Here is an 18,468-nt window from a genome sequence, read left to right on the forward strand (position 1 = left end):
TCCTTCAGTAAAGGCTGTGCGCGTTCTGCTCGATCTGAGCGGTGGTGACCCGGCCCCACATGCGGCGGTAGCACCACAGGGTGTAGCAAAGGATCAAGGGCACGAAGATGCCGGCGGCGACCAGCATGATCAGCAGGGTCTTGTGGCTGGACACCGCGTCCCACACGGTCAGGCTCGACGCCGGATCCAGGCTGGAGGGCATGACGAACGGGAACAGCGCAAAGCCTGCGGTGCACAGCGTGCCGACGATCGCCAGGCTGCTGCCGGCGAAGGCCAGCGAGGCGCGCCGGCCTGCGGCGGCCAACAGCGCCAGCACACCACCAAGCATGCCCAGCACCGGCGCGATGGCCGTCAGCGGATGGCGCACGTAATTGCCCATCCAGCCTGGGTTGCCGCTGACGACCGTCTTGGCCAAGGGGTTAAGCGCCAGCTGCGGGTCCAGATTCGAACTGATCACCAGGCCTTGCACATGACCGCTCGCCAACCAGGCACCGGCGCCGCCGAAGGCCAGCACGAACAGTACCGCCATGGCCACGGCAGCCTGCCGGGCGCGTCCGGCGATCGCGCCTTCGGTGCGCATCATCAGCCAGGTCCCGCCGTGCAGGCTCAGCAGGCTCAGGCTGACCACGCCGGCGAGCACGCCGAAGGGGCTGAGCAGTTGCCAGAACGAGCCGTGGTAGCTGGAACGCAAGGTGTCGTCGAAGCGGAACGGCAGGCCCAGCAGAAGGTTGCCGAAGGCGACGCCGAACACCAGCGCCGGTACCACGCCGCCCACGAACAAGCCCCAATCCCAGCTCTGCCGCCAGCGCGTGTTGGCCAGCTTGCTGCGGTAATCGAAGCCCACCGGACGCACGAACAGGGCGAACAGCACCAGCAGCAAGGCCCAGTAAAGGCCGGAAAAGGCTGCGGCGTAGACCAGTGGCCAGGCTGCGAACAAAGCGCCACCGGCCGTGATCAGCCAGACCTGATTGCCATCCCAGTGCGGTGCGATGGTGTTGATCACCACACGGCGCTCGTTGTCATTGCGGCCGACGAAGGGCATCAGCACAGCGGCACCCAGGTCGAACCCGTCGGTCAGGGCAAAGCCGATCAGCAGCACGCCGACCAACACCCACCAGATCAACTTGAGATTCTCGTAATCGAACATCAGATGGCTCCCTGTAGCGGACCGTGAGGCAGCGCCGCCTCGCGCTCGAAGTGATAGCGACCGGTATGCAGGCTGCTCGGGCCCTGCCGGGTGAACTTGATCATCAGGTACATCTCGATCACCAGCAGCACGGTGTAGAACGCGGCCAGGGCCAGCAGCGATCCCCAGACGTCACCCGTGGAAAGACTCGACGCCGACAGGTGGGTGGGCAGCACTTCACCGATCGACCAAGGCTGGCGGCCGTGTTCGGCGACGTACCAGCCGGTCTGGGTCGCGACCCACGGCAACGGCAGACTGAACAGCGCCCACTTGAGCAGCCAGGGTTTGCGTGTTTCGTTACGGCGGATCGAGGCCCAGAAGGCGCAGATGAACAACCCCAGCATCAGCACGCCGCTGAGCACCATGAGGCGGAAGGTCCAGAAGATCGACGCGACACCGGGAATCGAGTCCAGCGCGGCGGCCTCGATCTGCGCGTCGCTGGCGTCGATCACGGTGTCGGTGTACTTCTTCAGCAGCAGGCCATAACCCAGGTCTTTCTTGACCTGATTGAAGGCGCTCAGGGTCTGTTCGCTGAGGTCGCCGCCACGCAGTTGTCCCAGCAGTGCGTAGGCCTGCATGCCATTGCGGATGCGTGCCTGGTGCTCGATCACCAGGTCCTTGATGCCGGTGACCTGCTTGTCCACCGAGCGGGTGGCGATGATGCCCATGACGTAGGGGATCTTCACCGCGTAGTCGGTGCGTTGTTCAGCCTGGTTGGGCAGGCCGAACAAGGTGAAGGCGGCCGGTGCCGGTTCGGTTTCCCATTCGGCTTCGATGGCGGCCAATTTGGTTTTCTGCACGTCGCCGATCTCGTAGCCGGACTCATCGCCCAGCACGATCACCGAGAGGATCGACGCCATGCCGAACGCGGCGGCGATGGCGAACGAGCGCCGGGCGAAAGCGATGTCGCGGCCCTTGAGCAGGTACCAGCTGGAGATCGCCAGGATGAAAACCGCGCCGGTGACGTAGCCGGCGGCCACGGTGTGGACGAACTTGACCTGGGCCACCGGGTTGAACAGCAGGTCGGTGAAGCTGGTGAGCTCCATGCGCATGGTGACGAAGTTGAACTCGGCGCCCACCGGGTTCTGCATCCAGCCGTTGGCGATCAGGATCCACAACGCGGAAAGGTTCGAGCCCAGCGCCACCAGCCAGGTCACCGCCAAGTGCTGCTTGCGTGAGAGGCGGTCCCAGCCGAAGAAGAACAAGCCGATGAAGGTCGACTCGAGGAAGAACGCCATCAGCCCTTCGATGGCCAGCGGCGCACCGAAGATATCGCCCACGTAGTGGCTGTAATAGGCCCAGTTGGTGCCGAACTGGAATTCCATGGTCAGCCCGGTGGTCACGCCCAGGGCGAAGTTGATGCCGAACAGCTTGCCCCAGAACTGGGTCATGTCCTTGTACACCGGCTTGCCGGTCATGACGTAGACCGATTCCATGATGGCGAGCAGGAACGCCATGCCGATGGTCAGGGGCACGAACAGAAAGTGATAGAGCGCGGTCATGGCGAACTGCAGCCGAGAGAGGTCGACGACTGATTCGGAGATCATTTCAAGTTCTTCTCGAGAGGTGGGGAAGCGGAGCCGAGCACATGCTGGCCGACGGTGGTGCCGTCATCCTTGACGTCTACGCCCGCGTCGAACCACAGGCTGCGAATGCCCAGCAGCAGGACCAGCTTGATCAGCACAATCACGGCGATTTCCCGGGCGAGCGGTTTCTTGAGGAAGTCGAAGTGTCCGGACATGGGTGGCACTCGGTGTCGGGCGGGTCGGTAGGTGGGCGGATTTTCTGCCCGCACCGCCAGACGGCCATTGATCCAGATCAATGATTCTCGAGCGCCAACCTGCGACCAAGCGCCACATCGGTTGGCTCAAGGAGCAACACCGCTTCCAGAGGATGTGGAAAAGAGCTAGGCAGCGGCGCAATTCATGACGTTATAATATAACTATAATCATCAATGGACTGCTGCACATGCGCTCACCTCGCTTCGCCCCCCTGGCCAGCTTCGCCTTCAGCGTGCTGGGGTTGCCCGCCTATGCCGAAACCTCGCCCGAGACCCTTGAACTGGAAGCCATCAGCGTCACCGCTGGCGGCGAAATGGAGACGGCCAATGGCCCGGTCACAGGCTACCGCGCCACGCGTTCGGGCAGCGCGACCAAGACCGACGCTGCGATCAAGGACATCCCCCAGGCCGTGAGCGTGGTTCCGGTACAGGTCCTGGAGGACCTGGGCAGCACTAACGTGGAGCGGGCCCTGCAATACGCAGGTGGGGTGTCCCAGCAGAACAACTTCGGCGGGCTGACCCTCTACGAATACAGCGTGCGCGGCTTCACCACCTCGGAGTTCTACCGCGACGGTTTCAGCGCCAACCGTGGCTACCCCGCTACACCGGACGTGTCCAGCATCGAGCGCATCGAGGTGCTCAAGGGGCCGGCCGCCAGCTTGTACGGGCGGGGCGACCCCGGTGGGACGGTCAACATCGTCAGCAAGAAACCGCAGGCCGAATCCTTCGCCCGCCTGTACGGCAGTGCCGGGTCCTGGGATCGCTACCGCACCAGCCTGGACCTGAACACCCCGCTCGATGACGAAGGTCAGGTGCTCAGCCGCGTCAACCTGGCGGTGGAAGACAACCACAGCTTTCGTGACCATGTGCAGAGCAAGCGGTTGTACGTGGCGCCGTCGCTGAGCTGGCAACTGGATCCGGACACTTCATTGCTGGTGGAGACCGAGCTGGTGCGGCACCAGTCGGTGTTCGACCGCGGCGTGGTGGCCCCGGGCAATGGCTGGGGGGGCGGCTCGCGGCGGACCTTTCTCGGCGAGCCCAACGACGGTTTCATCGACAACGACAACAACCGTATCCAGGCCGCGCTGGAACACCGCCTCAGCGACGACTGGCAACTGCGCGTGGCCAGCCACTACAAACAGGGCGAGCTGAGCGGCGATGCCAGCGAGGCCCGCGCGCTCAACGCCGACGGACGCACCGTCAACCGCCGCTATCGCGAGCGCGACATGGATTGGCACGACAGCATCAGCCAGGTAGAGCTGCGCGGCTTTCTCGACACCGCCAGCGTGCAGCATGAACTGTTGATCGGCACCGAGTACGAGGATTACCGCAAGAACGAACGGGTGACCAACACAGCCGGTGCCTATCCCATCGACATCTTCAATCCGGTGTATGGCCAGGCCAAACCCACCGGCGCGCGTTCGGGCACCGACTTCCGCGAGCATGTGCGCAGCCACGCGCTGAACCTGCAGGATCAACTGGTCTTCAGCGAAAGGCTGCGCGGCATGCTGGGGGCTCGCTACGAGCATTTCGACCAGCGCATCGCCGACTACACCACTGGCAACCGCAGTACTCAGCGCCAGGATGCCGTCACCCAGCGCGCCGGCCTGCTCTACCAGCTCACGCCGCAATGGGGTGTGTTCGCCAACGCGTCCACCTCGTTCAAGCCCAACAACGGCCTGGATGCCAGTGGCAAGTCATTCGACCCGGAAGAAGGCATCGGCTACGAAGCCGGTTTCAAGGCCGAACTGTTCGACGAACGCCTGAGCGCCACCTTGGCAGCCTTTCACATCGACAAGGAAAACGTGCTGGCGCTGGACCCGACGAGCAACCTCAACCGGGCCATCGGCAAAGCCCGCAGCCAGGGCGTCGACCTGCAGTTCAGCGGCCAGCTGAGCGACGCGCTGCGTGTGATCGGCGCCTACGCCTGGATCGATGCCGAGGTGACCGAGGGCGACGCCAGCGTGCCCAAGGGCAGCCGCCTGCTCGGTGTGGCACGCAACAGCGCCAGCCTGCTGGGCGTCTATGAGTTTCAGGATGGCCGGCTGCGCGGTTCCGATATCGGTGCAGCGTTCACCTACGTGGGCGACCGGTCCGGGGAGTCGGGGGGCAATTTCGAGCTGCCCGCCTACCACACGGTCGATCTGCTGGCGCACTACAAGGCCAGCGACAAGGTCACCCTGGGCGTCAACCTGAACAACCTGTTCGACGAGAAGTACTTCGAGCGTTCCTACAGCAACTACTGGGCGATGCCGGGCGAACCGCGCAATCTGACCTTCAGCGTGGCGATGGATCTGTAGCCTGACGCGGCTCCTTCCCTGGAAGCCGTCGTGCCGGCGCTGGCCGGGTGGTCAGATGCGGAAACTGCCGACCAGCTGCTTGAGGCGCAACGCCTGCTGCTCGAGGTCGGCGCACGCGCGCAGAGTGGATTGCAGGTTCTCGACACCCTCCTGATTGAGGGTGTTGATCTCGGTGATATCGACGTTGATCGATTCCACCACCGAGGTCTGCTCTTCGGTGGCCGCGGCCACCGACTGGTTCATGCCGTCGATCTCGCCGATGCGCTGGGTCACGCTGACCAGACGTTCGCCGGCCTGGTTGGCGATGGTGACACTGGATTCGCTCTGGCCCTGGCTTTCGTTCATCAGGATGACGGCCTGGCGCGCACCCACCTGCAACTGCTCGATCATGCCCTGCACCTGCTGGGCCGATTCCTGGGTACGGTGCGCCAGATTGCGCACTTCGTCGGCGACCACGGCGAAGCCGCGCCCTGCTTCGCCAGCTCGCGCCGCTTCGATGGCGGCATTGAGCGCGAGCAGGTTGGTCTGCTGGGAAATGCTGGTGATCACTTCCAGGATCTGACCAATGTTCACCGTGCTGGCATTGAGGCTTTCGATGTTGCCGCACGAGCCGCTGATTTTCTGCGACAGCAGGTTCATGGCGCTGATGGTCTGGCCGACCACGGCCTGGCCATCGGCGGCCAGATTGCGCGCGGCACTGGAGTGCTGCGAAGCCAGGGCGGCGTTCTGGGCGATTTCCTGCGCGGCGGCGCCCAGTTCGTTGATGGCCGCCGCCACGCTGCTGGTGCGATTGGCCTGCTGATCGGAGTTGAGCATCGAAGAGTTCGAGGCGCTGACCACCCGCTGGGCCACTTCGTTGACCTGGCCGGTGGCCGAGGACACTTCGCGGATCGAGTCGTGGATACGCTCCACGAAACGGTTGAAGGACAGGGCCAGGGTGCCGAATTCATCGGCGCTGTGGATGCTCAGGCGACGGGTCAGATCACCCTCGCCCTCGGCGATGTCGTGCATGGCCCGACCCATGGTATGAAGCGGCTGCATCAGCAGGCGAATCAGCATGCCCAGCAAGGCGATGATCAGGACCACGGCGACGATCGTGGCGATCACCGCCGAGCTGCGGAATTGGCTGAGCATGGCGTAGGCCTTGGCCTTGTCCATGCTCAGACCGATGTACCAGTCCACCGAAGGCAGGCCCTCGACCTTGGCGAAGGTGACGATGGAGACGCGGCCATCGCGTTCGACCTCGGTCACGTCATCGCCGATGCGCGGGGTGTGCTGCGGGTATACGTCCTTGAGTGATTTCATGACCAACTGGCTGTCGGGATGAACCAGGATCTTGCCATCACCGCTGACCAGAAAGGCGTAGCCACCGCCGTCGAAATCCAGTGAGTTGATGGTCTTGACCAACGTGTCCAGGCTCAGGTCGCCACCCACCACGCCTACCGGCTGGCCATTGCTGCTCATGGCGGGGGTGGCGATGGTGAGGATGGTCTTGCCGTTGGCGGCATCGATGTAGGGCTCGGTGAGAACGGTCCGACGCGCACTCATGGCATCGGTGTACCAGGGCCGCGTGCGTGCATCGTAGCCTTCAGGCATGGTGTCCGGTGGTTCGAGGAAATAGTTGCCGGAGACATCGCCCAGGTAGGCGAAGTCAAAGTTGGCCAGCAGGGTTTTCTGCTTGAGCAAAGCGCCCACGGCCTCGGCACTAGGGTTCAGGGCAACGCTCTCGGCCAGGGTTTCGGCCAGCAGAATACGACCCGAGAGCCAGTGCTGAATGTTGGTGGACGTAGCGCTGCCCATTTCATGCAGGTAACTTTCCAGGTCGTCGCGAATAGCGTTGCGCTGCAGGTAATCGTTGTACAAGGTGAACAGCGCGAAGGCTGCAGTCACGATGAGCGAGGCGGCCAGGAGAATCTTGTGGCTGAATTTCAGAGTTTTTTGCATGGCCGATAGGTCCGCTATGTAGTTGCAGGGGCTATCGGCACCGACTTGCCGCTATTGAATGAAATGAAACAGAAACGTGAATCGATTCATCTTTTCCGACTGGCGGTTATAGGGTCATCGGACAATACCCGCCTGACCGGTACGCCGTTCGCGCCACGGCAGTAACGGACATACTATGACCCAGTGGGTGCAGCCGGCCGGCACGCCGACATCGAGATACGTCCGCCAGGTGCGGCGCTTGAGGAAGTGAGAGGATGGTGATCGAACGCTACAACGGCTTCGCCCAGGCATTGCACTGGCTGACGGTCGCCGCGCTGTGCCTGGTACTGCCCTGTGTCTGGGTCGCGGAGAACTTCCCACCCGGCCCGGTGCGAGTGCTTTGGTACCTGGCCCATGAATCCATGGGCATCAGCGTCGGCCTGCTGGTGCTGATCCGGCTGACCTGGCGCTGGCGGCACCCAACTCCGGCCTATCGTTCGGACATTGGCGCGTGCACCCGGATGCTCGCCCACTTGAACCATGGCCTGTTGTACGCCGTACTGCTGGCCATGCCGGTGACTGGCTACCTGATGGCGGGTAATGGCCAGGACGTGCCGTTCTTCGGCCTGGTATCGCTGCCTGGATTCGCCAAGAACGAGGACCTGGGCAAACTGGCCAACACCGTCCATGTGTGGGGCCAGTTTGCGGTGTACGGCCTGATCGTCATGCACGTGGCCGCCACGGTATGGCACGTGGCGGTGCGGCGCGACGGCATGCTCGAACGCATGCTGCCGCCGCAGCGCGACTGACGCTTGCGACACCTCTGCCCTCAGCGTTGCCCCACGACGCCGACCTGGCCGAGCATCTGGGCGAATTGCTGCAGCGGCATCTTCTGACCGTTGAAATCCACCACGGCATCGCTGTAGCGCAGGGTAGCGCGCAGGTGTTCGCCTTCATCCTTGACCAAGCCCAGCATCTGCCCCAAGCCAGCAATGGTTGCAGTCAGATCACGTCCGGCCTGGGCCACACGCGCCGGGTCGGTCTGCCCTTGCAGGCTTGCCTGCAGACTGCCCACGTCTGCGAGCATCGGCTTGGACAGCTGCAGATCAGCTTGCAGGCTGCTGATCAGCGCAGGCCAATAGGCGGCCAAGCCCGGTTGGGCCGACCCTGGGTTGGCCAGCTGTGCGGTCATGCTCAAATGACTTTCACCGTGTTCAGTGGCCAGGCTCAATCGTTCCAGTTGCAGCTGGGGTTTGGCGTTCAGCAACGTGCCAACGACAGCCTCCAGCTGACGTTGCTCCGCCGGAGTCAGGCGCAGCGGCGGTAGCGAGCCATCAGGCAACGGTGTCTGCCATTGTGGTGCGATGATGGTTTGATACAAATTGCCGAATTCGCGGCTGGCGGCGATGTCGAGGTTGGCCAGCTTGACGCTCATCTGCAGCGCGCCGACCGGGCGGCTGGCATAGTTCAAGGCGCCGACGCTGTAGCTGGCCTGGACATCCAGGTTGCCTTCGACTTCCTGCATAAGGCCGGAAGCAGAAAGATTTTCCACCCTTACGGGCGCAACATCGGCGCCTTGCAGGCTGGCCTGGGCCAGCTTGAGATCGGAGTGCCCCAGGTACAGGCCGGAGGCGCCCAGGGTGCCACCGGTGTCGAAACTCAGGCCTTTGAACTGCGCCTGGAGGCGTCCGGCCTGGCCTTCGATATCGGCGAGCAGTTCATCGCTCTGACCGGTCAGGCTGTAGCGGCTGGCGTCGGCGTTCAGCGTCAGGCGTGCATTCAAGCCGGAAAACCGGACGGTGTCATTGCCTTCACGGGCGTCGAGCGGCAACAGTTGCAGGCGGGTATCGCTGGCGCCGTCGTAGCCAAGGCTGACCTGACCGCGCAACGGCGGCTGGTTCTGGCTCATGGCGAACCAGGCCTGGGTATCGGCGTTACGCTCGAGCTCGAAGTTGCTCGCCGCCATCACCGGCATGAGCCTGAAGGCCTTGAGGTGCGACCATGGCAGTGGCCCGTGCTCGATGTGATCGACCAGCAACAGCTCGCGGCGTTCAGGTCCGCTGTCACCCTGCAGGTTGTTGAGCGTGATGCGGTAGTGCGCCGTGCTGGTGAAGAAACGTCGGTCCAGCGACAGCAGTTCGATCTGCATGCCGGGTTGGCCGTCGACGTTGAAGGACGCCGCCATTTCCCGGTTGGCTTGCCTGATGGCAGTGCTCAGGACCGGCTCCAGCTGAGTGCCTGTGTACCAGGCCCCACCCACGGTGGCGGCTGCGGCCACGACGACGATGCCAGCGAGGATGCCTGTTGCTTTGTTCATGATCGGACTCGTTCGAAAGGATGCCGGGCCAACGGGGCCCTGGCGCAAGACGGTGGCGCGCTCGGCATGAGGTTAGCACCTGCGCTTGGTGATCAGCCAGCCAGAGACGTGAGCGCTGCCAAGTAAAAGGATACCGCTGGGGATTTTATTCGACAGTGGCAATCTGGGCAGAATCTCTTTGCATATCCGTTACTTGTACGCAACAGTTTATGCCCTTTCGTCAGTCTTTTTTTCTTGGCACAGAACCCTTTCAAGTTGTATCAGTCGACTGTGTAGCCGCTTATGCATCTTTGAAGGTACGCCCCATGCCCACCGCCTCCATTCTGGTCCTCGAAGACGAAGATCTTATCCGTGATCTGCTGACGACGGTACTTGAAGATGCAGGCTTCAAGGTCACGGCATTTCAGACGGCTGACCAAGGTTGCGACTTTCTGGAAACCCATCCAGGCGAGGTCAACATGGTGGTCAGCGACATTCGCATGCCCGGAAAAATGGACGGCTACGATCTGAGCATGTTGGCCGCCGAGCGCTGGCCTGCCCTGCCGATCCTGCTCACTTCCGGTTTCTCCGGTCGCGACCTGGTGTTGGGGCCGAACGTCGAGTTCTTGCCCAAGCCCTGGACGAGCGAGCGGTTGCTGAACAAGGTCAACAAGTCGCTGCATATTCATTGATGTGAGCGGTGCGCGAGCGTCTTGGATTCGAAACGGTGACCGATCAGTGGCACCGCGGGGGTTGATGACGCGGCTTGCGCCGCTGCTACAGGGGGATGGCGCAACCTTTCAGGTTTTTGAGTCCCGGGCGAATGTGGCGGCTTGGCGGGTCATGTGGTCGAGTTGCCGGTCACGCTTTTTTTCGGCGTCGAGCATGGCCTTGCGGCCGTGCTGATTGAGCAGATAAGCGTGAATCTGCCGTACTTCCAATGATGCATAGATGGGCGCCACATCCAGTACCGCAATGGGCTGATCGGTCGCTTCACCGTCACAGCTGAGTTTGACCTGCGGGCCTTGCGCGCCGATCACCTGAAACCCCATGTTTTCGAACCATGACACCTTGTTCACCACGCAGGCCAGTTCCACATGGGCATGACGCTGCTTGATCACATCGAGCAAAGCCCGCGCCACGCCCCTGCGACGTTTCGATGCGCGTACTGCCATATAGGCCACAGTGCACACCGAACGGTCGTGCTCGGCGCGCAGGAACAAGGCGAACCCGTCCAGCGTTTCCGGCTGCGCCTCGTCGAATGCCAGGACCAGTTCCGGTCGCACCTCACGACCGCCCGACATCGCTTCCAGATACCGATGCACTTCGTAGCCGACACCATACTGGTAGAGCTGATAGAGCGGATTGCTCGGGGTGATGCCCAGACTGCTGATGTCGGTGAGATAGTCGACGACCATCTGCAGCAGCTGACTCTTGATGTCCTCGGACGGCGCGGAACTGGAATGGTGAATCAGTGACATCGGTGGCAGGGCTCCGGCAGGGTGCTCGCAAGGGAAAGAGCGCCATGATAAACCCTGATCCACGCCGATCGACAGCGTAGCGAGACCGCGCAAGTCGCAGGGAGGCGTTTCAGCCTCGTCCAACGAACGGCATATTGGTGGCCATCACGGTCATGTTCAACACGTTCGCCGACAACGGCAGCTTGGCGATGTAACGAACTGCATCAACCACATGCTCCATGTCCACCATAGGTTCGACGGCGATGTCGCCATTGGCCTGGCGTACACCCTTGGTCATACGTGCCGACAGTTCGGTCAGGGCATTGCCGATATCGATCTGGCTGCAGGCGATGTTGAACTCGCGGCCATCGAGCGCCAGGCTTTTGGTGATGCCGAGCACGGCGTGCTTGCTGGCCGTATAGGGCATGCTGAAACTGCGCGGCGTGTGCGCCGAAATCGAACCGTTGTTGATGATCCGTCCGCCTTGCGGTTGTTGGCGACGCATCAATCCGAACGCAGCGCGGCAGCACAGAAATACGCCGGTGACGTTGGTCTGCAGAACGTCGGTCCATTTGGTCACGTCCAGCTCGTCGATCGGCACCGCAGGGGCGCCAATGCCCGCATTGTTGAAAATCACATCGAGACGTCCGTAGATCTGCTCAACCTGTGCGAACAAGGCGTCGACGCTGACGCTGTCGCGGACATCGGCCGCCACTGCCAGGGCTTCACCACCCTGCTCCGCTATCTGCTGCGCCACCGCCTGCACGGCGTCCAGGCGTCTGCCCGCCAGCACCACACAGAAACCATCGGCCGCCAGCCCCAGGGCGGTCGCCCGGCCAATGCCGCTGCCGGCGCCTGTCACCAACGCTATTCTCTTCGACATGCTTGTTCCTCTGGTTTCGGGTCAGTTACTGTCCGCCGCTCGCCCCTTGCGTTCTTCGATCATCTGCGCACCGCTCTGCTGGCGTTGCTGTTGCAAGGTGTCGGTCGTGTCCGACGGTGAGGAGGACGCGGGCTCTTGGATCGTACTCGAACTTCGGGTGGCCGGGGCGCGATTCATGCTGCTGGACGGGTTGCGTGTGGTATTGGCCTGGGGCTGCGCAGTGCTGGCTGCCGGGGCCGTATTCACGGTCGACCCGCCCCCGCCGCCCACAGCAGGACTCGAGGCGCTGAGCCCGGTCGCGGCACCGACGCCGCATGAGGCCGATAAAAGCATGCCGATCACCCCGCTGTATCTCAGTGCACGAAAAAGCGTGTTCATGGGTATCTACCTTTGGCTGTGACGCGGTGGCTTTCCTGATGTAGCTGAGCCTGTGGTTGGCGCGTAGTTCCCCGCGCCTGATGGCGGTTGTTGGCCTGGAGGCGGTTGACTGGGTTACCCTTGTCCGGTCACGAGTGCTTATCAAGATGTTTCAAGAAGGATCGACCAATGTCCGAGCCGGCGAAAAACCGCGCCACTCATCAGACCCATTGCAAGGACTGCAGCCTGGCGCCCCTGTGCCTGCCCCTGTCGCTGGAACTGGCCGACATGGATGCGCTGGACGATATCGTCAAGCGCGGCCGCCCGCTGAAGAAAGGCGAGTTCCTGTTTCGCCAGGGCGAAGCCTTCGGTGCCGTGTACGCGGTGCGTTCAGGTGCGTTGAAGACGTTCAGCCTGAGTGACAACGGTGAAGAGCAGATCACCGGTTTTCACTTGCCCAGCGAACTGCTGGGACTGTCCGGGGTGGACAGCCAGACGTACCCGGTCACCGCGCAGGCTCAGGAAACCACTTCGGTGTGCGAGATTCCCTTCGAGCGTCTGGACGAGCTATCGGTGCAGCTGCCGCAGTTGCGTCGCCAACTGATGCGGGTGATGAGCCGCGAGATCCGCGACGACCAACAGATGATGCTGCTGCTGTCGAAGAAGACCGCCGACGAGCGCATCGCCACCTTTCTGGTCAACCTGTCGGCTCGGCATACCGCCCGCGGCTACTCGTCCGTGCAGTTTCGCCTGAGCATGTCGCGCAACGAGATCGGCAACTTTCTTGGCCTGGCGGTGGAAACCGTGTCGCGGGTGTTCACCCGTTTCCAGCAGAACGGCCTGCTCGAAGCGCAAGGCAAGGAAGTGCGTATCCTCGATGCGCAGCAGCTGTGCGCGGTGGCCGGTGGCACCCTAGGGTCTGTGTGAAAAGTCTTGAGATGAAAGTCAGGCAAGGCGAAAACAGCCGAGGAAGCGGCGTTTACGGGTTGTAAATGAGCATTCCGAGGCTGTTTTCAACGCAGCATCACCGAGTATCAAGGCTTTTCACACAGAGCCTAGTCAAATGACCGCAGCCGGCGGGGCAGTACTGGCCAGCGGTGAAGGTTATACTGCGCCATCCCTGCCCTTCCAGAGCTAAGACCGATGGTTTTCGACGAACACAGCTTCAAGTCCCTGATCCGCCCCGTACCGGATTTCCCCAAGCCCGGCGTGGTGTTTCGCGACATCACCCCGTTGTTTCAATCACCCAAGGCCCTGCGCCTGGTGATCGACAGTTTCGTGCACCGCTACATCGACGCTCAGTTCAGCCACATCGGCGCGATGGATGCGCGCGGTTTTCTGATCGGCTCCATCGTCGCCCATGAGCTGAACAAGCCGCTGATCCTGTTCCGCAAGCAAGGCAAGCTGCCGGCGGACGTGCTGTGCGAGGGTTATCAGACCGAATACGGCGAAGCGTTTCTGGAAGTGCACGCCGACAGCCTGTGCGAAGGAGACTCGCTGGTGCTGTTCGATGACCTGATCGCCACCGGCGGCACACTGATCGCGGCGGCCAATCTGGTTCGGCGGATGGGCGCGGAGGTGTTCGAGGCAGCGGCCATCATCGACCTGCCCGAACTGCAAGGCTCGCAGCGTCTTCAGGATGCTGGGGTCGGCACCTTCTGCCTGACCCGCTTCGCCCTCGACGAGCGCTAGGCGCTCTGCGCAGCCACGCTGCGACGTCCCACCACACGTAATTCGATGCAGTCCCCTGCGGGATGTTGCGGTCCAACGCCACTGCATCCACTCAAAACGGGAGACAACATGACTCATTCTGCATTGGTGGTAGGCACCAGCGGCATCGTTGGCAGCGCGACTTCGCGGCTGCTGCTCGATCAGGGTTGGCAGGTCGCCGGCTTGGCGCGCAAGCCAGCCGTGGCCGAGGGTGTCACCCCGGTCCAGGCTGACCTTATGGACCCGGCGTCGCTGGCCACGGCGCTGGCCGAGCTCAAGCCCACCCACGTCTTTTTGACCACCTGGGCCCGCCAGGACACCGAAGCGGAGAACATCCGCGTCAACGCCGCCATGGTGCGCAATGTGCTCGACGCCTTACGCGCGGCTGGAAGCGTCAAGCACGTGGCCCTGGTTACCGGTCTCAAGCACTACCTGGGCCCGTTCGAAAACTACGGCAAGGGCAGCCTGCCGCAGACCCCGTTTCGTGAGGAGCAGGGTCGCCTGGACGTCGAGAACTTCTATTACGCCCAAGAAGATGAAGTGTTCGCCGCCGCCGAGCGCGATGGTTTCACCTGGAGTGTGCATCGCCCCCACACCATTACCGGTGTGGCTGTTGGCAACGCCATGAACATGGCAACCACCTTGGCGGTGTATGCCTCCATCTGCAAAGCCACCGGCCGCCCGTTCGTGTTCCCCGGCTCGCGCGTGCAGTGGGATAGCCTGACCGACATGACCGACGCCCGTCTGCTGGCCAAGCAGTTGCTCTGGGCCAGTACGACTCCCGCGGCGGCCAATCAGGCTTTCAACGTGACCAACGGTGACGTGTTCCGCTGGAGTTGGATGTGGCAGCAGATCGCCGACTGGTTCGGTGTCGAGGCAGCGCCCTATCCGCAGCAGGTCACGCCTCTGGCAGAGCAAATGACCGACGACGCCGACGTATGGCAACAGTTGGCCCAGAAACATGGCCTGCGCGAAGCGGATATCGATCGGCTGGTTTCACCTTGGCACACCGATGCCGATCTGGGCCGTCCGATCGAGGTGGTCACTGATGTGTCCAAGAGCCGTCGACTGGGCTTCACGGAGTTTCAGGCCAGCGATCAGGCATTCTTCGACGTGTTCGAGAAGCTGCGCAGCGAACGCCTGATTCCTTGAACCCTGTAGCATCGGCGCGAGCCGCGTCGTGTAGCAGCGGCGCGAGCCGCGTCGGCGACAGCAGGGCATGCGCAGATAGTGCAGCATGAAAAAGCCCCCCGCAGCCTGGCTGCGGGGGGCTTTTTTTGCCTCTGATCCATACAGCGATCAGAGCGCGGTGCCTTACGCCTTGCCCGAGCCCAGATCGGCCCCGGTGACTGGGTCCGCATCCGGATCCGACTCGGTGCGCAGTTTCATGGCTTCCAGTACATCCGCATCGTCTGCAGACAAGGTTACCGACGCGCTGCCATCACCGCCGTCGACCGCAGGCTCGGGTGATTCGACGAACTCCCACTCTTCACCCTGATTCCACGGCCCCCGTACATTCGGCTCACCCGACATATTGAAATACTTGTTGGTGAATTCCGGCATGCCCGGCAACTTGCCCTGGGGGAAGTTGGGCTGAATGGAGTGCAAGGCTTTCTCGAACGACAATTGATGCGCTATTTCACGCGTCATCAAAAAGCCCAGCGCTTCTTTCACGCCTGGATCATCGGTCACATTCATCAACCGCTCGTAGACAATCTTCGCCCGCGACTCGGCGGCGATATTGGAGCGCATATCGGCAGTGGGTTCACCAATGGTATCGATATACGCTGCCGTCCACGGCACACCGGCCGAGTTGACCAAGGGCGCACCGGCACCATAAAGCAGACTGGTGATATGGGAGTCGTTGCCGGCACCATTGATGGCACGGTACAACTCGCCCTCTTCCTGCACGCCTTCGGCCAATTGACCTTTGGCGCCCTTGTTGAGCATGACGATGATCGAACCGACGATTTCCAGGTGGCTCAACTCTTCGGTGGCGATGGACATCAGCAGATCCTTGCGGCCCGGATCATCCTCGGCCAGGGCCTGGGTGAAATAGCGTGCCGCGGCAGCCAGTTCGCCCTGTGCGCCACCGAATTGTTCCAGCAACAGGTTAGCCAGTCCGGGATTGGGTGCGGCAACGCGCACGGTGTATTGCAAACGCTTGTTGTGCAAGAACATTGTCAAATCCTCAGGCTATCTAATTATGCGAGCAAGTCATGGAGCGGCACACGGAAACTCTCGACAAACGAGAGCCACTGAAACAACGCCGTCCTAAGTAGGAAGATAGTTCGTCGAGTTAATGCCATTTATATTAGGCAGCCGGACGAAAGGTTATTTATAAAAGAATGACTGCTGGCACATTAGCATGGGTTTATCGTTTCAATAATTGCGCAATGATAGTTATTCAGCCAGGCACAAACGTATTTAACGAACTCTTTAAATCAGGCATTCATCCACCGGCGTGAACTATCGAGAAGTATCAAACGTCATCCGCTTGAGTGTCGCGGTAAACCTGTGCTCGGCAAGCTGTGCTTTGTGCCCTGTGCTCATTCCAATGATGGGAGAAAAGCAATGGATACGACGCAACGACCTGCCAGCGACGAGGCTGACGCCAACACGTCCCCAGGCAGAGAGCACCTGCAGGTTCTGGCCGACGAAGCTGGCGCTGCATTGAGCGACGCCAAGCAGCAGGGCGCCGAACAGTACGAACACCTGCGCGACCTGGCCACCGATCAAATCGATTCCTTGGTGGACAGCGCGCAATCGGCTGCTTCTGCGCTGGAGGGCAAGGACACCCTGGGTTTGTCGCAATACCTAGGTCAACTGGCATCAGGGCTTGGCACCTTCGCCGACCAGGTTCGCGACAAGAGCGCCGAAGAACTTCTGCACAAGGGCGCGCAGTTGGCACGGGACAATCCGGCCGTGTTCCTGGCCGGCAGCGTGGCGATAGGCTTCGCGCTGTCGCGGTTCCTGCGCGCCAGCGCCAGCGCGCCGTCCACGCCAGGTTCGAGCTCGCCTGCGCCTTCCGACCTACCGCAATACCAGACCTCCGTGTCGCCATTGTCGGCCGATCCTGCCGCGGCCAGCGTCCCGGAACCGGCCACCCAGGCCGCCGTCAGTCCGCCGCTGGGCGGGACCACCCTGTACTCGACGCCTACGCCGCCACGGGAGGCTCTGTGATGAACAACGATCCGTTCGATACACCCCAGGAACGTATGGACTCGGTCCGTCAGGACGATGCCTCCATCGGCGGCCTGCTGCGCCAGTTGACGCGCGAGGTGCCGGAGCTGTTCACCAAGGAGCTGGCACTGGCCAAGGCCGAAATGCAGCAGAGCCTGACCACGCTCAAGGCGGGCATTGCCGCCGTGGCAGGCGGTGCGATCGTGCTATTGGCCGGTTTCATCATCCTGCTGATGGCGGCCGTGTATGGCCTGGGTACCGTGATGCAGCTGTGGCTCGCCGCGCTGATCGTAGGCGGTATCACCGTGATCGCCGGTTTCATCATGTTGCAGTCGGGCAAGAAGCAATTCGAACCGTCGCACTTCACGCCGGACCGGACCCTGCACGCCATGCAACAGGACAAGGAAGCATTGAAGAGGAAAGTCTCATGAGCAGCTCATTGAATAGCGATCTGGACAAAAGCCCGGAAGATCTGGAACGCGAGATCGACGCCAAGCGTGCCAGCATCAGCAATCTGGTCGATTCCCTGGAAAGCCGGTTCACGCCGGGCCAGTTGTTCGACCAGGCCCTGTCGTACACCAAGGGCAACGGCGGTGAGTTCTTCCAGAACCTGGGCACGACCTTGAAGAACAATCCGGTGCCTACGGTGCTCACCGGGGTCGGTCTGGCTTGGCTGGCGATGAACCAGAACAAGCCGTTCCAGCCCGGTTCGGCGTCGAGTGGATCGGGGTTGGGCGGCATGGTCAGTCAGGTGGCGGATCAGGTCAGTCAGGCGTTCTCGGGTGCTGGTGATCGCCAGCATGGCGCGGCCGATACGGCGCGTGACCACGGACAGAGCCTGCGCTCCAAGGCGGGTGATCTGTCCGACCGGGCCACTGATTCTCTGGACGCTACGGCAAGCCAACTCACCGACAAGGCTCATGACGTCGGTCAACGCGTGCAGGAGCAGGCCAGCGAGGTGAAAGGTCAGTTCGAGCAACTGCTCAAAGAGCAACCGTTGGTGCTTGCGGCCATCGGGATTGCTCTGGGAGCGGCGTTGGGCGCGGCATTGCCATCGACGCGCAAGGAAGATGAGTTGATGGGACAGACGCGAGATGATTTGGCCGATACGCTCAAGTCCAAGGGCCAGGAAGCCTATGCGGTGGCCAAGGACACGGTGAAGCAGGCGACCGACAAGGCACCCGAACCGTCCGCCGCACCGTCCCCGGTCACGCCCGCCATGGCGAGCGAGGGTACGGACCTGTCCTCAGGGCTGGGCATGAAGCCCTGAACCCGGCACAACACCAGGCAAACCCGGCCGCGCTGCCTGTAGCAGCGGCGCGAGCCGCGTCGGCGGTGGATACGGTCTGACTGTAGGACCCCGTCGTGGCCGGACGCGGCCTGCAGTGCC

At 62.2% G+C, this 18,468-nt stretch carries 18 protein-coding genes; 10 read left to right on the forward strand and 8 right to left on the reverse strand.

The genetic code is table 11. The features are described from left to right. Window positions 1-4: 4 nt before the first annotated feature. The 3 genes from cydB to cydP are packed head-to-tail and all read right to left on the reverse strand — an operon-like array spanning window position 5 to window position 2,927. Entirely contained in the window at window positions 5-1,147 is a 1,143-nt protein-coding gene (gene cydB / locus QMX89_RS12840) for a cytochrome d ubiquinol oxidase subunit II (RefSeq protein ID WP_134723129.1), read from the reverse strand. Beyond that, the gene (locus tag QMX89_RS12845) at window positions 1,147-2,733 is read right to left on the reverse strand and encodes a cytochrome ubiquinol oxidase subunit I (RefSeq protein ID WP_282348512.1); all 1,587 of its coding nucleotides are present in this window, start codon (window positions 2,731-2,733) and stop codon (window positions 1,147-1,149) included. The genes cydB and QMX89_RS12845 overlap by 1 nt, the downstream gene beginning before the upstream one ends. Beyond that, a complete protein-coding gene (gene cydP, locus QMX89_RS12850) occupies window positions 2,730-2,927 on the reverse strand; it encodes a cytochrome oxidase putative small subunit CydP (protein ID WP_134723132.1) in 198 nt (65 codons plus the stop codon). The genes QMX89_RS12845 and cydP overlap by 4 nt, the downstream gene beginning before the upstream one ends. 227 nt (window positions 2,928-3,154) lie before the next feature. Between cydP and QMX89_RS12855 the strand changes: the two genes are divergently transcribed. Continuing rightward, window positions 3,155-5,266, forward strand: coding sequence for a TonB-dependent siderophore receptor (locus QMX89_RS12855; RefSeq protein ID WP_282348513.1), 2,112 nt, complete (start codon window positions 3,155-3,157; stop codon window positions 5,264-5,266). 51 nt (window positions 5,267-5,317) lie between these two features. Here the strand turns inward: QMX89_RS12855 and QMX89_RS12860 are convergent, their stop codons facing one another. Further along, window positions 5,318-7,210: a methyl-accepting chemotaxis protein gene (locus QMX89_RS12860; RefSeq protein ID WP_049858742.1), complete on the reverse strand. Its 1,893-nt coding sequence runs from the start codon at window positions 7,208-7,210 to the stop codon at window positions 5,318-5,320. Window positions 7,211-7,464: 254 nt separating this feature from the next. On the opposite strand from QMX89_RS12860, the gene QMX89_RS12865 reads away from it, so the two are divergent. Next, window positions 7,465-7,998 (forward strand): cytochrome b, encoded by a 534-nt coding sequence (locus tag QMX89_RS12865; RefSeq protein ID WP_282348514.1) that lies wholly within the window; start codon window positions 7,465-7,467, stop codon window positions 7,996-7,998. Window positions 7,999-8,018: 20 nt separating this feature from the next. Here the strand turns inward: QMX89_RS12865 and QMX89_RS12870 are convergent, their stop codons facing one another. Beyond that, the gene (locus tag QMX89_RS12870) at window positions 8,019-9,506 is read right to left on the reverse strand and encodes a YdgA family protein (protein WP_282348515.1); all 1,488 of its coding nucleotides are present in this window, start codon (window positions 9,504-9,506) and stop codon (window positions 8,019-8,021) included. A 305-nt stretch (window positions 9,507-9,811) separates the two neighbouring features. On the opposite strand from QMX89_RS12870, the gene QMX89_RS12875 reads away from it, so the two are divergent. Beyond that, the gene (locus QMX89_RS12875) at window positions 9,812-10,177 is read left to right on the forward strand and encodes a response regulator (RefSeq protein WP_049858745.1); all 366 of its coding nucleotides are present in this window, start codon (window positions 9,812-9,814) and stop codon (window positions 10,175-10,177) included. Between the two features lie 108 nt (window positions 10,178-10,285). Here the strand turns inward: QMX89_RS12875 and QMX89_RS12880 are convergent, their stop codons facing one another. Together QMX89_RS12880 and QMX89_RS12885 are read right to left on the reverse strand one after the other, a co-directional pair. Then, window positions 10,286-10,966 (reverse strand): GNAT family N-acetyltransferase, encoded by a 681-nt coding sequence (locus QMX89_RS12880; protein WP_282348516.1) that lies wholly within the window; start codon window positions 10,964-10,966, stop codon window positions 10,286-10,288. 109 nt (window positions 10,967-11,075) lie between these two features. Further along, window positions 11,076-11,828, reverse strand: coding sequence for an SDR family oxidoreductase (locus QMX89_RS12885; RefSeq protein ID WP_282348517.1), 753 nt, complete (start codon window positions 11,826-11,828; stop codon window positions 11,076-11,078). 106 nt (window positions 11,829-11,934) lie between these two features. On the opposite strand from QMX89_RS12885, the gene QMX89_RS12890 reads away from it, so the two are divergent. The 4 genes from QMX89_RS12890 (at window position 11,935) to QMX89_RS12905 (ending at window position 15,047) form a co-directional block, all read left to right on the forward strand. Next, a complete protein-coding gene (locus QMX89_RS12890; RefSeq protein WP_282348518.1) occupies window positions 11,935-12,228 on the forward strand; it encodes a hypothetical protein in 294 nt (97 codons plus the stop codon). A 146-nt stretch (window positions 12,229-12,374) separates the two neighbouring features. Further along, window positions 12,375-13,112 (forward strand): fumarate/nitrate reduction transcriptional regulator Fnr, encoded by a 738-nt coding sequence (gene fnr / locus QMX89_RS12895; protein WP_282348519.1) that lies wholly within the window; start codon window positions 12,375-12,377, stop codon window positions 13,110-13,112. Window positions 13,113-13,328: 216 nt separating this feature from the next. After that, window positions 13,329-13,877: an adenine phosphoribosyltransferase gene (locus QMX89_RS12900; RefSeq protein ID WP_134723146.1), complete on the forward strand. Its 549-nt coding sequence runs from the start codon at window positions 13,329-13,331 to the stop codon at window positions 13,875-13,877. Window positions 13,878-13,985: 108 nt separating this feature from the next. Then, window positions 13,986-15,047, forward strand: coding sequence for an SDR family oxidoreductase (locus QMX89_RS12905; RefSeq protein ID WP_282348520.1), 1,062 nt, complete (start codon window positions 13,986-13,988; stop codon window positions 15,045-15,047). 162 nt (window positions 15,048-15,209) lie between these two features. Here the strand turns inward: QMX89_RS12905 and QMX89_RS12910 are convergent, their stop codons facing one another. Further along, complete coding sequence (locus QMX89_RS12910) at window positions 15,210-16,076, reverse strand: manganese catalase family protein (protein WP_049858752.1); 867 nt, start codon at window positions 16,074-16,076, stop codon at window positions 15,210-15,212. 393 nt (window positions 16,077-16,469) lie between these two features. Here QMX89_RS12910 and QMX89_RS12915 point away from each other — a divergent pair, with 393 nt between their 5' ends. From QMX89_RS12915 to QMX89_RS12925, 3 genes are read left to right on the forward strand one after another with little or no spacing between them, the layout of a single operon-like run. Next, window positions 16,470-17,078 carry a hypothetical protein gene (locus QMX89_RS12915; RefSeq protein WP_282348521.1) on the forward strand — a complete coding sequence of 203 codons (609 nt, stop codon included), beginning with the start codon at window positions 16,470-16,472 and terminating at the stop codon, window positions 17,076-17,078. A gap of 35 nt (window positions 17,079-17,113) precedes the next feature. After that, a complete protein-coding gene (locus QMX89_RS12920; RefSeq protein ID WP_282348544.1) occupies window positions 17,114-17,509 on the forward strand; it encodes a phage holin family protein in 396 nt (131 codons plus the stop codon). Beyond that, the gene (locus QMX89_RS12925; RefSeq protein WP_282348522.1) at window positions 17,506-18,348 is read left to right on the forward strand and encodes a DUF3618 domain-containing protein; all 843 of its coding nucleotides are present in this window, start codon (window positions 17,506-17,508) and stop codon (window positions 18,346-18,348) included. The genes QMX89_RS12920 and QMX89_RS12925 overlap by 4 nt, the downstream gene beginning before the upstream one ends. Window positions 18,349-18,468: the final 120 nt, after the last annotated feature.

The sequence above is a fragment of the Pseudomonas sp. PS01301 genome (genome assembly GCF_029960215.1).
In the GTDB taxonomy this organism is placed as follows: domain Bacteria; phylum Pseudomonadota; class Gammaproteobacteria; order Pseudomonadales; family Pseudomonadaceae; genus Aquipseudomonas; species Aquipseudomonas coleopterorum.

Excerpts from the sequence above, each read along its gene's own strand:
- fnr (WP_282348519.1), top strand. The coding sequence starts at position 12,375 with ATGTCCGAGCCGGCGAAAAACCGCGCCACTCATCAGACCCATTGCAAG.
- QMX89_RS12915 (WP_282348521.1), top strand. The coding sequence starts at position 16,470 with ATGGATACGACGCAACGACCTGCCAGCGACGAGGCTGACGCCAACACG.
- QMX89_RS12860 (WP_049858742.1), bottom strand. The coding sequence starts at position 7,210 with ATGCAAAAAACTCTGAAATTCAGCCACAAGATTCTCCTGGCCGCCTCG.
- QMX89_RS12865 (WP_282348514.1), top strand. The coding sequence starts at position 7,465 with ATGGTGATCGAACGCTACAACGGCTTCGCCCAGGCATTGCACTGGCTG.
- QMX89_RS12900 (WP_134723146.1), top strand. The coding sequence starts at position 13,329 with ATGGTTTTCGACGAACACAGCTTCAAGTCCCTGATCCGCCCCGTACCG.
- QMX89_RS12880 (WP_282348516.1), bottom strand. The coding sequence starts at position 10,966 with ATGTCACTGATTCACCATTCCAGTTCCGCGCCGTCCGAGGACATCAAG.
- QMX89_RS12920 (WP_282348544.1), top strand. The coding sequence starts at position 17,114 with ATGGACTCGGTCCGTCAGGACGATGCCTCCATCGGCGGCCTGCTGCGC.
- QMX89_RS12875 (WP_049858745.1), top strand. The coding sequence starts at position 9,812 with ATGCCCACCGCCTCCATTCTGGTCCTCGAAGACGAAGATCTTATCCGT.
- QMX89_RS12905 (WP_282348520.1), top strand. The coding sequence starts at position 13,986 with ATGACTCATTCTGCATTGGTGGTAGGCACCAGCGGCATCGTTGGCAGC.
- cydP (WP_134723132.1), bottom strand. The coding sequence starts at position 2,927 with ATGTCCGGACACTTCGACTTCCTCAAGAAACCGCTCGCCCGGGAAATC.
- QMX89_RS12885 (WP_282348517.1), bottom strand. The coding sequence starts at position 11,828 with ATGTCGAAGAGAATAGCGTTGGTGACAGGCGCCGGCAGCGGCATTGGC.
- cydB (WP_134723129.1), bottom strand. The coding sequence starts at position 1,147 with ATGTTCGATTACGAGAATCTCAAGTTGATCTGGTGGGTGTTGGTCGGC.
- QMX89_RS12845 (WP_282348512.1), bottom strand. The coding sequence starts at position 2,733 with ATGATCTCCGAATCAGTCGTCGACCTCTCTCGGCTGCAGTTCGCCATG.
- QMX89_RS12855 (WP_282348513.1), top strand. The coding sequence starts at position 3,155 with ATGCGCTCACCTCGCTTCGCCCCCCTGGCCAGCTTCGCCTTCAGCGTG.
- QMX89_RS12925 (WP_282348522.1), top strand. The coding sequence starts at position 17,506 with ATGAGCAGCTCATTGAATAGCGATCTGGACAAAAGCCCGGAAGATCTG.
- QMX89_RS12870 (WP_282348515.1), bottom strand. The coding sequence starts at position 9,506 with ATGAACAAAGCAACAGGCATCCTCGCTGGCATCGTCGTCGTGGCCGCA.
- QMX89_RS12910 (WP_049858752.1), bottom strand. The coding sequence starts at position 16,076 with ATGTTCTTGCACAACAAGCGTTTGCAATACACCGTGCGCGTTGCCGCA.